At 69.3% G+C, this 15899-nt stretch carries 16 protein-coding genes and 1 pseudogene; 12 read left to right on the top strand and 5 right to left on the bottom strand.

What is annotated here, in order from left to right; all coding sequences use genetic code 11:
* Positions 1-72: 72 nt before the first annotated feature.
* The 6 genes from glmU to QQM39_RS26610 all read left to right on the top strand — a co-directional run bounded on the left by glmU (position 73) and on the right by QQM39_RS26610 (position 5543).
* On the top strand, positions 73-1521 hold the full coding sequence (gene glmU, locus QQM39_RS26635; protein ID WP_302000072.1) for a bifunctional UDP-N-acetylglucosamine diphosphorylase/glucosamine-1-phosphate N-acetyltransferase GlmU: 1449 nt from the start codon (positions 73-75) through the stop codon (positions 1519-1521).
* A 75-nt stretch (positions 1522-1596) separates the two neighbouring features.
* Complete coding sequence (locus QQM39_RS26630; RefSeq protein WP_128431423.1) at positions 1597-2577, top strand: ribose-phosphate diphosphokinase; 981 nt, start codon at positions 1597-1599, stop codon at positions 2575-2577.
* Positions 2578-2769: 192 nt separating this feature from the next.
* Positions 2770-3366: a 50S ribosomal protein L25/general stress protein Ctc gene (locus QQM39_RS26625; protein WP_302000071.1), complete on the top strand. Its 597-nt coding sequence runs from the start codon at positions 2770-2772 to the stop codon at positions 3364-3366.
* Between the two features lie 211 nt (positions 3367-3577).
* A complete protein-coding gene (pth, locus tag QQM39_RS26620; RefSeq protein ID WP_302000070.1) occupies positions 3578-4174 on the top strand; it encodes an aminoacyl-tRNA hydrolase in 597 nt (198 codons plus the stop codon).
* Between the two features lie 65 nt (positions 4175-4239).
* Positions 4240-4728 carry a hypothetical protein gene (locus tag QQM39_RS26615; protein WP_302000069.1) on the top strand — a complete coding sequence of 163 codons (489 nt, stop codon included), beginning with the start codon at positions 4240-4242 and terminating at the stop codon, positions 4726-4728.
* A 137-nt stretch (positions 4729-4865) separates the two neighbouring features.
* The gene (locus QQM39_RS26610; RefSeq protein WP_302000068.1) at positions 4866-5543 is read left to right on the top strand and encodes an LPXTG cell wall anchor domain-containing protein; all 678 of its coding nucleotides are present in this window, start codon (positions 4866-4868) and stop codon (positions 5541-5543) included.
* A 72-nt stretch (positions 5544-5615) separates the two neighbouring features.
* On the opposite strand, the gene ppc is transcribed toward QQM39_RS26610, so the two are convergent.
* Positions 5616-8357, bottom strand: coding sequence for a phosphoenolpyruvate carboxylase (gene ppc / locus QQM39_RS26605; RefSeq protein ID WP_302000067.1), 2742 nt, complete (start codon positions 8355-8357; stop codon positions 5616-5618).
* Positions 8358-8668: 311 nt separating this feature from the next.
* Between ppc and QQM39_RS26600 the strand changes: the two genes are divergently transcribed.
* Both QQM39_RS26600 and QQM39_RS26595 read left to right on the top strand, forming a co-directional pair.
* A complete protein-coding gene (locus QQM39_RS26600; protein WP_302000066.1) occupies positions 8669-9679 on the top strand; it encodes a fatty acid desaturase in 1011 nt (336 codons plus the stop codon).
* Entirely contained in the window at positions 9676-10353 is a 678-nt protein-coding gene (locus QQM39_RS26595) for a TetR/AcrR family transcriptional regulator (protein WP_302000065.1), read from the top strand. Before QQM39_RS26600 ends, QQM39_RS26595 begins: the two co-directional genes overlap by 4 nt.
* Positions 10354-10361: 8 nt before the next feature.
* Here the strand turns inward: QQM39_RS26595 and QQM39_RS26590 are convergent, their stop codons facing one another.
* Both QQM39_RS26590 and QQM39_RS26585 read right to left on the bottom strand, forming a co-directional pair.
* A complete protein-coding gene (locus QQM39_RS26590; RefSeq protein ID WP_302000064.1) occupies positions 10362-10535 on the bottom strand; it encodes a CsbD family protein in 174 nt (57 codons plus the stop codon).
* A gap of 103 nt (positions 10536-10638) precedes the next feature.
* Positions 10639-11448, bottom strand: coding sequence for a trans-aconitate 2-methyltransferase (locus tag QQM39_RS26585; protein ID WP_302000063.1), 810 nt, complete (start codon positions 11446-11448; stop codon positions 10639-10641).
* A gap of 94 nt (positions 11449-11542) precedes the next feature.
* On the opposite strand from QQM39_RS26585, the gene tamR reads away from it, so the two are divergent.
* Complete coding sequence (gene tamR / locus QQM39_RS26580) at positions 11543-12040, top strand: MarR family transcriptional regulator TamR (RefSeq protein ID WP_059196100.1); 498 nt, start codon at positions 11543-11545, stop codon at positions 12038-12040.
* Between the two features lie 16 nt (positions 12041-12056).
* Here the strand turns inward: tamR and QQM39_RS26575 are convergent, their stop codons facing one another.
* Complete coding sequence (locus tag QQM39_RS26575; protein ID WP_302000062.1) at positions 12057-12824, bottom strand: response regulator transcription factor; 768 nt, start codon at positions 12822-12824, stop codon at positions 12057-12059.
* 273 nt (positions 12825-13097) lie between these two features.
* On the opposite strand from QQM39_RS26575, the gene QQM39_RS26570 reads away from it, so the two are divergent.
* The 3 genes and pseudogenes from QQM39_RS26570 (at position 13098) to QQM39_RS26560 (ending at position 14535) form a co-directional block, all read left to right on the top strand.
* On the top strand, positions 13098-13553 hold the full coding sequence (locus QQM39_RS26570; protein WP_302000061.1) for an N-acetyltransferase: 456 nt from the start codon (positions 13098-13100) through the stop codon (positions 13551-13553).
* 66 nt (positions 13554-13619) lie between these two features.
* Positions 13620-14117 (top strand): annotated as a pseudogene (locus QQM39_RS46285) (sulfotransferase); the annotation flags it as partial.
* A 109-nt stretch (positions 14118-14226) separates the two neighbouring features.
* A complete protein-coding gene (locus tag QQM39_RS26560) occupies positions 14227-14535 on the top strand; it encodes a hypothetical protein (protein ID WP_302003955.1) in 309 nt (102 codons plus the stop codon).
* A gap of 71 nt (positions 14536-14606) precedes the next feature.
* Here the strand turns inward: QQM39_RS26560 and galK are convergent, their stop codons facing one another.
* Entirely contained in the window at positions 14607-15770 is a 1164-nt protein-coding gene (galK, locus tag QQM39_RS26555; protein WP_302000060.1) for a galactokinase, read from the bottom strand.
* Positions 15771-15899 lie beyond the last annotated feature (129 nt).

The following is a 15899-nucleotide window of genomic DNA, read 5'->3' as shown; positions in this document are numbered from 1 at the left end:
CCATGCCCCCCACGAAACCCCCCGGTATCCTGCGGATGTCACCCCACCCCCTCCACAGCCGAAGGGCATCCCGTGAGCGCCATTCGCCCGGCAGCCGTCGTCGTTCTCGCAGCGGGTGAGGGCACCCGTATGAAGTCGGCCACACCGAAGGTCCTGCACGAGCTCTGCGGACGCAGCCTCGTGGGTCATGTGCTCGCCGCCGCACGCGAGTTGCGGCCCGAGAACCTGGTCGTGGTCGTGGGGCACGCACGCGAGAAGGTCACCGCGCATCTCGGCGAGATCGACCCCGGCGTACGCACCGCCGTGCAGGCGGAGCAGAACGGCACCGGGCATGCCGTACGGATGGCCCTCGAAGAGCTGGGCGGCACCGTCGACGGGACCGTGGTCGTCGTATGCGGGGACACTCCCCTCCTGACCGGCGAGACCCTGACCCGCCTCGCCGCGACCCACTCCGCCGACGGCAACGCGGTCACCGTGCTGACGGCCGAGGTCCCGGACGCGACCGGCTACGGCCGGATCGTGCGCGACGGTGTCTCCGGTGCCGTGACCGCGATCGTCGAGCACAAGGACGCCACCGAGTCGCAGCGGGCGATCCGGGAGATCAACTCGGGTGTGTTCGCGTTCGACGGGCAGCTGCTCGCGGACGCCCTCGGGAAGGTGCGTACGGACAACAGTCAGGGCGAGGAGTACCTCACCGACGTCCTCGGGATTCTCCGCGAGGCCGGTCACCGTGTGGGTGCCTCCGTCGCCGCCGATCATCGTGAGATCGCCGGGATCAACAACCGGGTGCAGCTCGCCGAGGCCCGTCGGATTCTGAACGACCGGCTGCTGACCCGCGCCATGCTGGACGGCGTGACCGTGGTCGACCCCGCCACCACCTGGGTCGACGTCACCGTCACTTTCGAGCAGGACGCCATCGTGCACCCGGGCACCCAGCTGCAGGGTTCCACCCACGTCGGTGAGGGTGCGGAGGTGGGGCCGAACAGCCGGCTCACGGACACGCGTGTCGACGCCGGTGCCCGCGTCGACAACACCGTGGCCTACAGCTCTCACGTCGGGCCGGGCGCGTCCGTGGGGCCGTACGCCTACCTCCGCCCTGGTACGCGGTTGGGTGCGAAGGGCAAGATCGGTACGTACGTGGAGACGAAGAACGCCTCGATCGGCGAGGGGACCAAGATCCCGCATCTCTCCTACGTCGGTGACGCGACGATCGGTGAGTACTCCAACATCGGTGCCGCGAGCGTCTTCGTGAACTATGACGGACAGGACAAACACCACACGACGGTCGGCTCGCACTGTCGTACCGGTTCGGACAACATGTTTGTGGCTCCTGTCACGATCGGGGACGGCGCGTACACCGCGGCGGGCTCTGTGATCACGAAGGATGTGCCGCCCGGTTCGCTGGCTGTGGCACGCGGTCAGCAGCGGAATATCGAGGGCTGGGTGGCTCGTAAGCGTCCGGGTAGTGCGGCCGCGAAGGCGGCTGAGGCGGCGTCTCGGCAGGTCGAGAGCGAGGGCTGACCGGAAACGGGTGCGCCAAACACGGCGTACCGTGATAAGTGCACACCCTGTTGAGACACCTCTGAGGAGACAGCTGTGACCGGGATCAAGACGACCGGCGAGAAGAAGTTGATGTTCTTCTCCGGCCGCGCCCACCCCGAGCTTGCCGAGGAGGTCGCCCAGCAGTTGGGTGTCGGGGTTGTCCCGACGAAGGCCTTCGATTTCGCCAACGGTGAGATCTATGTGCGTTATCAGGAGTCGGCGCGTGGTGCGGACTGCTTTGTGATCCAGAGCCACACGGCTCCGATCAATCAGTGGATCATGGAGCAGTTGATCATGATCGACGCGCTGAAGCGTGCGTCGGCTCGCTCCATCACGGTGATCGTGCCGTTCTACGGTTACGCGCGGCAGGACAAGAAGCACCGCGGGCGTGAACCGATTTCGGCGCGTCTGATCGCGGATCTGATGAAGACCGCGGGTGCGGATCGCCTTCTGACCGTGGATCTGCACACGGATCAGATCCAGGGCTTCTTCGACGGTCCGGTGGATCATCTCTTCGCTCTTCCGCTGCTCGCGGACTATGTGGGTGCGAAGGTCGACAAGGAGAAGCTGACGGTCGTCTCGCCGGATGCCGGGCGGGTTCGGGTGGCGGACCGCTGGTGTGACCGGCTGGGTGCTCCCCTTGCCATCGTGCACAAGCGGCGTGACAAGGATGTGGCGAACCAGGTGACCGTCCATGAGGTCGTGGGTGAGGTCAAGGGCCGGGTGTGTGTCCTGGTGGACGACATGATCGACACGGGTGGCACGATCTGTGCGGCCGCGGACGCGCTGTTCGCTCACGGTGCGGAGGATGTCATCGTGACCGCCACGCACGGTGTGCTGTCCGGTCCTGCCGCGGACCGGTTGAAGAACTCGCGGGTGAGTGAGTTCGTGTTCACGAACACGCTGCCGACGCCGGGTGAGCTGAGCCGGGATCTGGACAAGCTGACGGTGCTGTCGATCGCGCCGACGATCGCGAGTGCGGTGCGTGAGGTGTTCGAGGACGGTTCGGTGACGAGCCTGTTCGACGAGCAGTAGGGCGTGGCGCCTTTCGCTTGATCGATTTCTTTGCGGCCTCCTTTGCCGAGTAGACTGTTTCAGTTGCTCGGCGAGGGAGGCCGTACCGCTTCATCGGAAGTCGTACGGCGATCCGTTATCGACGCGCTCTTCGTAGCAGGCCGTTCGTGGCCGGGTGACCACGTCCGTCTCCAGCTTCTACGAGGAGTGATCATGTCCGAGGTCAAGATCTCCGCCGAGACCCGTACCGAGTTCGGTAAGGGTGCCGCCCGTCGTATCCGTCGTGACAGCAAGGTTCCCGGTGTTCTGTACGGTCGCGGTTCCGACCCGATCCACCTGACCCTCCCGGGCCACGAGCTGCTGCTCGCGCTGCGTACGTCGAACGTCCTGATCGCCCTGGACATCGACGGCAAGACCAACGAGCTGGCGATCCCGAAGTCCGTGCAGCGTGACCCGATCAAGGGCCACCTGGAGCACGTCGACCTGCAGCTGGTCAAGCGCGGCGAGCAGGTCAACGTCGAGATCTACGTCCACACCGAGGGTGAGCTGGCTCCGGGTGGCAATCTGCTGGAGCACGTCCTGAACGCGCTTCCGGTCGAGGCCGAGGCCACGCACATCCCCGAGTCGGTCACCGTCTCCATCGAGGGTCTGACGGCCGGCGACTCCGTCCTCGCCAAGGACATCCCCCTGCCGAAGGGCACGAAGCTGGCCGTCGAGGGTGACACGGTGGTCCTGCAGGTCCTGGCCGCGCAGGCCGAGGAGGCCGCGGAGGGCGAGGCCGCCGGGGGCGAGGAAGTCGCCGAGGCCTGATCTTCGGCTCTGGCAGAGGCGTGATCCTCGGCTCTGTCATCGGTTTGTCAGCCGCTGTTCCCGATGGGGGCAGCGGCTGGCGCATATAACTCAGGCTTGCCTGGCAATGTTCGCCGGTCATCCCGGCGGACCGGCATTTTCTGCTGGGGGTCCGGGGGCCCGCGGCGGCAGCCGCTGATGTCGCAGCCCCGGGAAAGCACAGCAAGGAGAGATGGACGTGACGAGCGACCCGAGCGCCCCTTGGCTGATCGCCGGCCTCGGTAATCCGGGACCCGATTACGCGATGAACCGGCACAACGTCGGGTTCATGGTGGCGGATCTGCTGGCCGGGCGGATCGGGGGGAAGTTCAAGCGGGCCGGTAAGGCGCAGGTCGTGGAGGGGCGGATCGGGCCGCCGGGGCCGTTGAACCGGCGGGTGATTCTGGTGAAGCCGATGTCGTACATGAATCTCTCCGGTGGTCCGCTCAACGCGCTGCGGGATTTCTACAAGGTGCCGGTGGGCAATATCGTCGCTGTTCATGACGAGTTGGACATCGACTACGGCACGTTGCGGTTGAAGCTGGGTGGCGGGGACAACGGGCACAACGGGCTGAAGTCGATGACGAAGGTGATGGGTTCGGACTATCACCGGGTGCGGTTCGGGATCGGGCGGCCTCCGGGTCGTATGCCGGTGGCGGACTTCGTGTTGAGGGATTTCGGGTCGGCGGAGCGCAAGGAGCTGGACTACTTCGTGGACCGGGCGGCGGATGCGGTGGAGTGTCTGGTCATCGAGGGGTTGGAGCGGGCGCAAAGCACGTACAACTCGTGACTTGTCCGCCCACTCCAACGGGCCGGGTTTGACCGGGCGTAGGGGCATGGCCAAGGATCGCGGCCATGCCTTCTGCCGTTGTTTCCAGTCAGGGCGCTGTGGCCGTGCTGCGGTTCGGGCGTTTCGCGGCGATGGGTACGGTCGCGGCGCTGATTCTGATCGCGGGTGTGTGGGCGTCGTGGGGCACGGCGCACCATGTGATGCTCACGAAGGGTCGGGAGAGCGGCACGATCGAGGTGACGCGGTGTGGTGCCCACACATGCAGGGGGCCGTACACGCCGATCTCGTCGGGGTCGCAGCCGCGTAGGTCGGTCGTCATCGAGAAGAACGTGGCGGTGCGCGAGGGGCAGACGTACACCGTTGTGGTGAAGCCGGGGAGTGAGGACGTCGTTCGGTCGGGGCCCGCGGGTGTTCTCTACGCCTGGGTTCCGCTGGGTGGTGCGCTGTTGTTGGCGTCGGTCGTCGTCGCAGGTGGGTTGCGTCGGACGCGGGTGGCGTGGGTGATGGCGGGGTCGGGGATCGCGTTGCTGACGGCGGCGTTCGTGACGGTCTGAGGTCTGAGCCGTTCTCCATATCTGTGGAGGATCTGAGTGTTGTCTGTTCGTGATTGACTTGGAGTCAGTCCGGGCTGGATGCTGAGCCGCCCCCTCCACATCTTCCCGTTCCTTTCACGAAGATGGACTACTGCCTCATGCGAACCCTCTCCCGCGTCGGCGCCCTGTGCGCCGTCGCCGCGGCCGCTGTTTTCTCCGCACCGGCCGCCGCCCACGCCACCGCTCCCGGTGACAACGGCACCGTCAAGATCCATGACGCCTCCACCGGCGAGGAGCTGCGTAAGAACGAGCCGCACGTGTGCGAGTTCTACCTGGACGCGTTCGGTTTCGACAGCGTCCAGAAGGTCGACTGGCACATCGAGGCGTGGGCGCCGACCGCCGACGTCAAGGGCGAGACGGTGAAGTCCGGTGCGATCACCCTGGACGGCGAGGGTCATGGCCGTACGGAGGACATGACGCTGGCCGACGGGCACTACAAGCTGTTCTGGAACTTCGAGGGCGAGAACGGCTCGGCCAAGCACAAGGTGTTCTGGACGGACTGCGAGGACGAGGAGGAGGGTGGCGGCACCTCCGCCACTCCGTCGGCGTCCGCGCCGTCGGCCTCCGCGTCGCCGGCCGACCCGACCAACGAGCCGAGCGCGAGCCCGTCCACGTCCGCCGAGGGTGCCGCGTCGTCGTCCCCGTCGCCGCAGGGCGGCGCCGAGGGTGACCTCGCGGAGACCGGTAACGGTGCTCCGGTGGGTCTGCTGTCGGCTGCCGCGGCGGCGCTGCTGGGCGCGGGCGGGTACCTGGTGTTCCGGCGTCGTAAGGCCTGATCGCCGGGGTGGTGAAACGAACGGTGCCCCCGTGCTCGTACGAGCACGGGGGCACCGTCATGTGCGGGGCGGTCAGCCGGTGTTGCGCAGGCCGGCCGCCACGCCGTTGACGGTGAGGAGCAGGGCCCGGGCGAGCAGCGGGTCGGGTTCGGCGCCCGCGGCCGCGGCGTCGCGCTGGCGCTTGAGGAGGGTGACCTGGAGGTAGGAGATGGGGTCCAGGTAGGCGTCGCGGATGGAGAAGGTCTGCTTGAGGACCGGTGTGGCGTCGAGGAGTTCCTGCTCGCCGGTGATCTTCAGGACCTCGGAGACGGTGAGTTCGTGTTCGGCGCGGATGGTGTCGAAGACGTGCTTGAGGTCGTCGGGGACGAGGGTGTCGACGTAGTGGGCGGCGATCCGCAGGTCGGTCTTGGCGAGGGTCATCTCGACGTTGGAGATGAAGTTGCGGAAGAAGTGCCACTGTTCGTGCATCTCGTCGAGCACGGTGTCGAGGCCGGCTTCGCGCAGTGCCTTGAGGCCGGAGCCGACGCCGTACCAGCCGGGGACGATCTGGCGGGACTGGGTCCAGCCGAACACCCACGGGATGGCCCGCAAGCCGTCGAGGGAGACGCCCGAGCCGGGGCGGCGGGAGGGCCGGGAGCCGAGGTGCAGGTCGGCGAGCTGGTCCACCGGCGTCGACGCGAGGAAGTACGACGGCAGGTCGGGGTCCTCGACCAGCTTGCGGTACGCGGTGTGCGCGGCGTCGGACACCACGTCCATGGCCGCGTCCCAGCGGGCGAGCGCCTCGCCGGACTGGCGGGGCGCGGTGTGCAGGGCGGAGGCCTGGAGGGTGGCCGCGACGGTCAGCTCGAGGTTCTCGCGGGCCAGCGACGGCACGAGGTACTTGTCGGAGATGACCTCGCCCTGCTCGGTGACCTTGATCTCGCCTTCGAGGGTGCCCCAGGGCTGGGCGAGGATCGCGTCGTGGGAGGGGCCGCCGCCGCGGCCGACGGTGCCGCCGCGGCCGTGGAAGAGGCGCAGGCGGACGCCGTAGCGGTGGGCGACGTCGCGCAGCCGGCGCTGGGCGCGGTGGATCTCCCACTGGCTGGTGGTGATGCCACCGAACTTGGAGGAGTCGCTGTAGCCGAGCATGACCTCCTGGACGTCGCCGCGCAGGGCCACGAGCCTGCGGTACGACGGGTCGGAGAGCATGTCCTCCAGGATGGTGTCGGCGGCCTTGAGCTCGTCGGTGGTCTCCAGGAGCGGGACGATGCCGATCTTGGCCCAGCCGGCGTGCAGGTCGATGAGGCCGGCCTCGCGGGCGAGGACGGCGGCGGCGAAGACGTCGTCGGCGCCCTGGCACATGGAGATGATGTACGACTCGATGACCTCGGGTCCGAAGACGGCGAGGGCCCGCTTGACGGTCTGGAAGACGCCGAGGGTCTTCTCGCCGGCCGCGTCGACGGGCGCCGGGGTGGGCGCGAGGGGGCGGCGCGAGCGGAGTTCCTTGGCGAGGAGCTTGGAGCGGTAGTCGCGGGGCATGTCGGCGTAGCGCCAGGATTCCTCGCCGAGGCGGTCGAAGAGCTGGCCGAGGGCGTGGTGGTGGGCGTCTGCGTGTTCGCGGACGTCCATGGTGGCGAGCTGGAGGCCGAACGCGGACAGGGTGCGGATGGTGCGGTCCATGCGGCCGTCGGCGAACAGGCCGCCCCGGTGTGCGCGCAGGGACGTCTGGATCAGCTTGAGGTCGTGCAGGAGCTCGCTGGTGCCGAGGTAGTCGCGGCCGGGCTCGTGGGGGATATTCCTGGCCAGGCGCGTCTTGGTGTTCTCCAGCTTCTGCCGGATGCAGGTGGCCTTGAGCCGGTAGGGCTCCTCGGCGTTGAGGCGCTTGTAGCGGGGGCTGATCTCGGGGAGGGCTTCGAGGTCGGCCTGGAGGGACTCCAGGAGTTCCTCGGTGGCGCCGGTGTAGCGGATGGAGTTCGACAGGAAGCCGCGCAGCTCGTCGATCATCTCCAGGGCGTCGTTGATGCCGTGTTCGTGCTGGAGGATGAGGACGTCCCAGGTGACCTGGGGGGTGACGTTGGGGTTGCCGTCGCGGTCGCCGCCGATCCAGGTGCCGAAGGTGAGGGGGCGGGTGTCGTCGGGGAGCTTGTGGCCGACGCGCTCCAGTTCCGCCGTCAGGTCCTCCAGGACGTCGCCGACGGCGCCGGCGTGCAGTTCGTCGAGGTAGTAGATGGCGTTGCGGGCTTCGTCGGCGGGCTCGGGGCGTACGACGCGGAGCTCGTCCGTCTGCCATACGAGGTCGATGTTCTCGGCCAGTCGGGTGTCGTGCCGGCGTCGGTCTCCGTCGTGGACCGGGGTCTCCAGGAGCGCGGCGATGCGCCGGAGCTTGTTGAGGACGGAGCGGCGGGCGGCCTCGGTGGGGTGCGCCGTGAAGACGGGGCGGACGTTGAGGTGCTTGATCGTCTGGCGCAGGTGTTCGGCGTCGGCGTCCTTGAGGCGGTCGGCCGTACGGGCGAGGAGGCCGCCCTCGGCGGCGCGCCGGGCGCGCAGCTCGCGGCCTCGGTGGACCTGCTCGGTGACGTTGGCCAGGTGGAAGTAGGTGGAGAAGGCGCGGACCAGCTTGGCCGCGGTGTCCAGCTCCGTGCCTCGCAGCAGCTCGGCTGCGGCCTCGCCGTCCTCGCGGGTGAGGCGGCGGACCTTCTCGACGAGTTCCAGCAGCTCGGGACCCTCCTGGCGGACGAGGGTCTCGCCGAGCAGGTCACCCAGTCGGCGGATGTCGGCTCGCAGCTCGGTGCTGGTGGTCGCCTGGGACACAGTCTGGTCGTCGGCACTGCTCACAGGTGCGGCTCCTTGCAGTGTTGAAGCTCGTCCGGGAGGGAACCCGGGGCCGGGGGCCGCGCGGCGGGGGCCGCATACGGCTCCTGGCATCCGGGAAAGAAATCAGAGCGGACCGCGCTGTCCGACCGACTCCAAGGATAGGTGTCCATGCGGACGCGCAGTCTCTCGGGCTCTTGCCGCCGGGCGCCGCACTGCCATACTTACGACGCCGTAGGTTACGGAAGCGTAGGAACCGTTTTAACGGAACCTGGGAACAGTTCCCGAGAACCCCGGCACCTGTCTCAACCCTCGAAACCCCACAGGGGACGCCCATGACCACGAGCTCCGATGTGATCGAAGACGCCCCGCAGGCGAACGACGACACCACGACTTCCTCAGCGACGCTGGGCGGCGAGAAGAAAGGGTCGCTCGAGCAGATCGCGCTCCTCCTCTTCATCGTCGTCCCGTTCCTGGCGCTCGCCGCTGCCGTGCCGCTGGCCTGGGGCTGGGGAGTGAGCTGGCTCGACCTCGGTCTGCTGGTCTTCTTCTACTTCTTCGCCTGCCACGGCGTCACGATCGGCTACCACCGCTACTTCACCCACGGTTCCTTCAAGGCGAAGCGTCCCCTGCGCATCGTGCTCGCCATCGCCGGCTCGATGGCGGTGGAGGGTCCCCTGGTCCGCTGGGTCGCCGACCACCGCAAGCACCACAAGTACTCCGACGCGGAGGGTGACCCGCACTCCCCGTGGCGTTACGGGGAGACGGTCCCGGCGCTGATGAAGGGCCTGTGGTGGGCGCACATCGGCTGGATGTTCGACGAAGAGCGGACGCCGCAGGACAAGTACGCGCCGGATCTGATCAAGGACAGGGCGATCCGCGGGATCTCCCGTCACTTCATCTCCTGGACGATCCTGTCGCTGGCTCTGCCCGCCCTGATCGGCGGTCTGGTGACGATGTCCTGGTGGGGCGCGTTCACGGGCTTCTTCTGGGGCTCGCTGGTCCGGGTGGCCCTGCTGCACCACGTCACCTGGTCGATCAACTCGATCTGCCACGCGGTGGGCAAGCGCCCGTTCAAGTCGCGTGACCGCTCGGGCAACGTGTGGTGGCTGGCGGTCCTGTCGTGCGGCGAGTCCTGGCACAACCTGCACCACGCCGACCCGACCTCCGCGCGGCACGGTGTGATGCGCGGCCAGATCGACTCCTCGGCGCGGATCATCCGCTGGTTCGAGATGCTCGGCTGGGCCTACGACGTGCGCTGGCCGTCACGCTCGCGTATCGATTCGCGCCGGAACACCGAGGAAGGCGGCTCCCGGCGCGGGAAGGAACCCGCGAAGGCGGCATGATTGACGCCGTGGCGACCGACTCCAGCAGTACCTCTGGCAACGACAAGCAGCGGCGGACGCGCCGTACCCGGATGACCGGGGCGGAGCGCCGCCAGCAGCTGCTGGAGATCGGTCGCACCCTGTTCGCCGCGAAGGGCTTCGAGGGCACGTCGGTGGAGGAGATCGCGGCGAAGGCCGGGGTGTCCAAGCCGGTGGTGTACGAGCACTTCGGCGGCAAGGAGGGGCTGTACGCGGTCGTGGTGGACCGGGAGATGCGGCGCCTGCTGGACATGGTGACCAGCTCGCTCACGGCCGGTCACCCCCGGGAGCTGTGCGAGCAGGCCGCCTTCGCGCTCCTGGACTACATCGAGGAGTACACGGACGGCTTCCGCATCCTGGTCCGTGACTCGCCCATCCCCCAGTCGACGGGTTCCTTCGCGTCTCTCATCTCGGACATCGCCACCCAGGTGGAGGACATCCTGGGCCGCGAGTTCAAGAGCCGCGGCTTCGACCCCAAGCTCGCCCCGCTGTACGCGCAGGCTCTGGTCGGGATGGTCGCGCTGACCGGCCAGTGGTGGCTGGACGTCCGCCGTCCGAAGAAGGCGGAGGTGGCGGCCCATCTGGTGAACCTGGCCTGGCACGGGCTGGACGGCCTGGAGCCGAAGCCGCGGCTGATAGGGCACCGCAAGAGCTAGCCCTTGAGTCAGCCCTTGAAGGTGTCCTTGCCCTTCTCCTTCGTCTGGCGGGCGTTGCCCTTCCTCTTCTCGGTCTTTCCTTCGGCGGTCAGTTCCTCGTTGCCGACCGTGCGGCCCATCGTTTCCTTGGCCTTGCCCTTGAGCTGTTCCTTCTTGCCCCTGACCTTCTCTTCCTTCGCCACGTCCCTCACTCCTCGCAAGGCTTGACGTCGTGGTCCACTCAGCGGGTGACCCTCCGCCGTGGTGCTCAAACAGCGACCTGGACCTGGCCGACGGCGGTGATCATCACGCCTCCTTGCGGGCCACGGCGAAGATGCGGCGGAACGGGAAGGGGGTGCCGTGGGCGCCGGCCGGATATGCGTCCCGCAGGGCCGCCCGGTAGTCGTGCAGGAAGGCTTCGCGCTGGTCGGGGGCGTCGGCGAGGGCCGTCAGGATGGGCCGCAGTCCCGTTCCCTTCACCCAGTCCAGCACCGGATCCTCACCGGTCAGGAGATGGACGTACGTCGTCTCCCAGACGTCCGCCGTGCAGTCCAGGTCGGTCAGGTGCTCCAGGTAGGCCGGCGGGGTGAGCACGGCGTCCTCGTGGCGCAGGGTGTCGGTGAGGCCGTGGCGGCGGGCGAGGTCGCGCATCAGGCGGTGGCTGGGGGCGTCGAAGTTGCCGGGGACCTGGAAGGCGAAGGTGCCGCCGGGCCGAAGGCCCCGCACCCAGTCCGCGAACCGCTCCACGTGCCCGGGCACCCACTGCAACGTGGCATTGCTGATGATCAAGTCGTACGGCTCCCCGGGCGTCCACGTGCGTACGTCGGCGTGGGCGAAGTCGAGGCGGCCGCCGCCCGGGGTCGGCCCTTCGTGCTCGACGTGGGCCTTGTCGAGCATCTCGGCGGAGTTGTCGTAGCCGGTGATCCGGGCCGTGGGCCAGCGTCGCGCGAGCAGGGCGGTGACGTTGCCGGGGCCGCAGCCGAGGTCGGCGATGCGGGGCCGCTCGCCGGGGAGGTCGGGGACGCGGGTGAGGAGGTCGGTGAAGGGGCGGGCGCGGTGGCCGGCGTGGCGCAGGTACTGGGCGGGGTCCCAGGTGGGGGCGGCGGCAGCGGACATGGGCGGGCCTCCTGTCTGTCGCTCTCCAGCCTGCCCCCGCAAGTATCTTGACGTCAAGAGACTTCACGTCGACACAACCACTACACTGATCTCCATGGAGGACGAGGTCGATCGGCTGGTCGCAGCGTGGCGCCGGGAGCGCCCGGACCTCGACGTGGAACCGCTCGAGGTGCTCAGCCGGGTGAGCAGACTGGCCCGGCATCTGGACCGCGCACGGCGGCTGGCCTTCTCCGAGCACAGCCTGGAGCCCTGGGAGTTCGACGTACTGACCGCGCTCAGGCGCGCGGGGACGCCGTACCAGCTCTCCCCGGGGCAGCTGCTGACCCAGACCCTGGTCACCTCGGGCACGATGACGAACCGTATCGACCGCCTGGCCAAGAAGGGCCTGGTGGAGCGCCTCCCCGACCCCAGTGACCGGCGCGGCGTGCTCGTCCGCCTCACGGACGAGGGCCGCGACCGCGCCGACCAGGCCCTCGCCGGCCTGCTGGACCAGGAGCGCGCGATCCTCGCGGAGCTGTCGCGCGCCCAGCGGGGTGAACTGGCCGGTCTGCTACGGCAGTTGACCGCCCCGTTCGACAACATCCCCGGCTAGCTCAAGGGGCCGGCCCCTACGCCAGCTGACCACCCCGTTCGACCACATCCCCGGACAGGTCGACCGGCCCCACCCCCGCCCTGCGCGCGAGCGCCACCGCGGCGAGGGTGGAGTGGACGCCCAGCTTGCCGAGGACGTTCTGCATATGGGTGCGGACGGTGTGCGGGGAGAGATACAGGCGCTCGGCGACGGCCTTGCGCCCCAGTCCCGCCACCATGCACCGCAACACCTCCCGCTCGCGCGGGGTGAGGGACTCCACCAGCCGTTCGCTCTCGGTGCGGTGCTTGCGCGCGGCCGTCAGCTCCCGCAGTACGCCCGTGAGCAGGGCGGGCGGCAGATGGGTCTCGTCGCGCAGGACGCCGCGGATGACGGTGAGCAGCCGGGACAGCGAGCAGTCCTTGGCCACCCACCCGGAGGCCCCGGCCTGCAGGGCGAGCGCGGCCCGGCGCGGATCGTCCTTCTCGGCGAGGACGACGATCCGTACGGCCGGCTGGGCGGTGCGGACACCGGCGACGAGCGAGATGCCGTCGACGAGCCCGTCCTCGCCCACTTCCTGGACGGGCACGGCGGGCCGTATCCCCGCCACGTTGCCACCCAGGTCGGCGTCGACGAGCAGGACATCGAACCGGCGCCCCTCGGCGGCCGCGCGCTCCAGGCTGCGCAGCGCGGCCGGGCCGCTGCCGGCGGCGGAGACGTCGACGTCGGGCTCGGCGGCCAGGGCGGCGGCGAGCGACTCGGCGAAGATGCGGTGGTCGTCGACGACCAGCACTCTGATGCGAACCACGAAACCCCCTCCCCCAAGCTCTCGAAGAGCAGGGGATACCCCATCGTCATGAGGACGACACCGGGAGACGAACACAGTCGCGGGTACGACGCCCGAAGCATGATGGGCCGCACGGCCGCCGCCGTGCAGAAACTGCTACCCCCCGCTTCGGGCGTCGAACCCGACTTGTCTCGCCCCCTGATCAGCACCGGCCCCCACCGGTGCCGTTCATCAGAGTACGGGCGGGGGGCAGGAGCGGAAGGCAATTTGCAGAACTGGTAGTCCGGCGCGTTTATGGTGAGCCGCATGTTTCGTCTGGAGACAGAAGTCGACAAATCACGGCAGCATCTGCTCCGCCGGCGGCTGCGGGAGACCAACACCGCGCTCTCCCCGATCCTGCGCGCCCTGCGCGGAACCCCTGGTGAACGCGAACTTCCGCTCCATGTCTGGGCGTTGGACGACCATGGCGCCCTGGCCGGCGGGCTGGTCGGCCACACCTGGACCACCTGGCTCCATGTCACGTACCTCTGGGTCGACGAACGCCACCGCGGGACGGGGCTCGGTTCGCATCTGCTCGCACGCGCGGAGCGCATGGCCCGCGCCGAACGGCGCTGCACCGCCGTACGCGTGGAGACGTGGGACTTCCAGGCGCCGGAGTTCTACCGGAAGCAGGGGTACGACGTGGTGTGCGTGATCCCGGACTATCCGCCGGGGATCACGGAGTACACGCTCACCAAGCGGCTGGGGTGAGCCGCGGCGGCGTCCGGGAGGCTGAGGCTCAGCCGCCTCTCAGGCACACCCCCTACCCTCCGCGCCATGAGCATGCTGCGGAAGCTGAACTCGAAGATCGGCGCGACGACCGGATACCAGGTACGCCGAGTACCGGCTCCGCCCCCGCCGCCGGGCAACCTCAACGCCGTACCCGGGCCGCGCGGTCCGCGTCCGGAGCGGCCGGCCACCGGGGGCGGGGCCGGGGCCGTGCGGGGGCCGGTGGATCCGGCCGTCGACCGGCTGCTTGAGCGGCCGGTGTTCATCCTGACGTCGGTGCGGTCCGGGTCGACGCTGCTGCGCATGATGCTGGGCGCGCACTCCCGGCTGCACGCCTCGCACGAGCTGCATCTGACCGGCCTGGAGGTGTACTTCAAGTCCCACAGCCCCACCGAGAAGTCCCCGCGGGCGCTCGGGCTCGGGTACGAGGAGCTCGAAGGACTGCTCTGGGACCGCACGCTGCACCGGGAACTGATGAAGTCGGGCAAGTCGTTCATCGTGGAGAAGACCCCGGGCAACGCCTTCGCCTGGCGGCGCATCGCCGAGACCTGGCCCGACGCCCGGTTCCTGTACCTGCGCCGGCATCCGGCCGCGGTGGCACGGTCGTGGCACGAGGCGGTCCCCGACCGCACCCGTGAGGAGGGCGGCCGCGCGGGTGCTCCAGTACATGGAGGCCATGGAGGACGCGTACGCCGAGCTCGGCGGGCACATCCTGCGCTACGAGGAGCTCACCGCCGACCCCGCCGCCCGACTCCGCGACATCTGCGCGTTCCTGGAGCTGGAGTACGAGCCCGGCATGCTCGACTACGGCAGCAGTCTGGAGGGCGCCGTGCTGGGCGGCGGCTTCGGTGACTGGAACGACAAGATCCGGTCGGGGCGGGTGCAGCCGGACCGTCCCGCGCCGACGGAGGACGAGATCGACGATGTGCTGCGGCCGATGTGCCGGGCGTGGGGCTATTTGTAGGAACGATTACGGGGCCGAAGGCACCGCCGCCCTCAGCCCCGTAACCCTTGGGACCCTTGGGACCCGTGAGGTCAGCGCACCCGCCGCGCCCCCGCGGCCGGCACCGCCTCGAACACCCGCGGTGCCGTGAACCCGGCCGAGGCGAAGGCCTCTTCGACCGCCTTGGTGATGGTCTCGACGTCGGCCGCCTCCGCCAGCACGATCGCGGAGCCGCCGAAGCCGCCGCCGGTCATACGGGCGCCCAGCGCGCCGGCCGCGTTCGCCGCCTCGACGACCAGGTCCAGCTCGGGGCAGGAGACCTGGAAGTCGTCCCGCAGGGAGGCGTGGCCCTCGCTCAGGACCGGGCCGATCGCCCGCGTCTCGCCGGACTCCAGCAGGGAGACGACCCGCTCGACGCGCTGGTCCTCGGTGACGACATGGCGCACCAGGCGGCGCACCTCCTCGTCGTCGCCGAGCCGCGCGAGCGCCGCGTCCAGGTCGTCGTAGGCGATGTCCCGGAGGGCGTCCACGCCCAGCAGCGCCGCGCCCTTCTCGCAGCCCGCGCGCCGCTTGCCGTACTCGCCCTCGCTGTGGGAGTGCTTGACCTGGGTGTCGACGACCAGCAGGCGCATGCCCTCGGCGGCCAGGTCGAAGGGGATCTGCTTCTGGGAAAGGTCACGGGTGTCGAGGAACAGGGCGTGGCCCGTCTCGCAGCACGCGGACGCCGTCTGGTCCATGATCCCGACCGGGGCACCGACGTAGACGTTCTCCGCGCGCTGGCACAGGCGGGCCAGCTGCCAGCCCTTCTGGCCCAGGTCGTAGAGGTCGTTGAGCGCGAGCGCGACCACGACCTCCAGTGCCGCCGACGACGACAGGCCCGCGCCCGCCGGGACCGTCGAGGACAGGTGGATGTCGGCGCCGGTCACGGCGTGGCCGGCCTCGCGCAGCGCCCAGACCACGCCGGACGGGTACGCCGTCCAGTTCCGGTCCGACTCGGGCACCAGGTCGTCGACGCGCAGTTCCACGACGTCGCCCTCGACGTCCGCCGAGTGCAGGCGCAGGACGCCGTCCTCGCGCCGGGAGACGGCCGCGACCGCGGTGTGCGGGAGCGCGAACGGCATGACGAAGCCGTCGTTGTAGTCGGTGTGCTCGCCGATCAGATTGACCCGGCCCGGCGCGGCCCACACCCCTTCCGGCTCGGCCCCGTACAGCTCCTTGAACCGCTCGGCGACCGCGGCTGCCGTCTCGACGCTCATCCCCTGACCCTGACCTTCCCTGCTGAACCGGCCGAAGCGGCCGGTGAGTTGACCGGCCGAACAGCCGTGGAACTTACGGCCGACCGCATCGGCCGTAGTGCTTACGGCCGTGTGTACCGGCCGTAGAAC

It is taken from the genome of Streptomyces sp. DT2A-34 (assembly GCF_030499515.1).
In the GTDB taxonomy this organism is placed as follows: Bacteria; Actinomycetota; Actinomycetes; order Streptomycetales; family Streptomycetaceae; genus Streptomyces.
Note: the sequence above shows the minus strand (reverse complement) of the source record. Positions and strands in the feature narration are given on the sequence as shown.

Bases quoted from the DNA above. Each gene is read 5' to 3' on its own strand.
- QQM39_RS26625 (WP_302000071.1), top strand. From the start codon at position 2,770: ATGTCCGAGGTCAAGATCTCCGCCGAGACCCGTACCGAGTTCGGTAAG.
- pth (WP_302000070.1), top strand. From the start codon at position 3,578: ATGGACGTGACGAGCGACCCGAGCGCCCCTTGGCTGATCGCCGGCCTC.
- QQM39_RS26615 (WP_302000069.1), top strand. From the start codon at position 4,240: ATGCCTTCTGCCGTTGTTTCCAGTCAGGGCGCTGTGGCCGTGCTGCGG.
- QQM39_RS26610 (WP_302000068.1), top strand. From the start codon at position 4,866: ATGCGAACCCTCTCCCGCGTCGGCGCCCTGTGCGCCGTCGCCGCGGCC.
- QQM39_RS26600 (WP_302000066.1), top strand. From the start codon at position 8,669: ATGACCACGAGCTCCGATGTGATCGAAGACGCCCCGCAGGCGAACGAC.
- QQM39_RS26595 (WP_302000065.1), top strand. From the start codon at position 9,676: ATGATTGACGCCGTGGCGACCGACTCCAGCAGTACCTCTGGCAACGAC.
- QQM39_RS26585 (WP_302000063.1), bottom strand. From the start codon at position 11,448: ATGTCCGCTGCCGCCGCCCCCACCTGGGACCCCGCCCAGTACCTGCGC.
- tamR (WP_059196100.1), top strand. From the start codon at position 11,543: ATGGAGGACGAGGTCGATCGGCTGGTCGCAGCGTGGCGCCGGGAGCGC.
- QQM39_RS26570 (WP_302000061.1), top strand. From the start codon at position 13,098: ATGGTGAGCCGCATGTTTCGTCTGGAGACAGAAGTCGACAAATCACGG.
- galK (WP_302000060.1), bottom strand. From the start codon at position 15,770: ATGAGCGTCGAGACGGCAGCCGCGGTCGCCGAGCGGTTCAAGGAGCTG.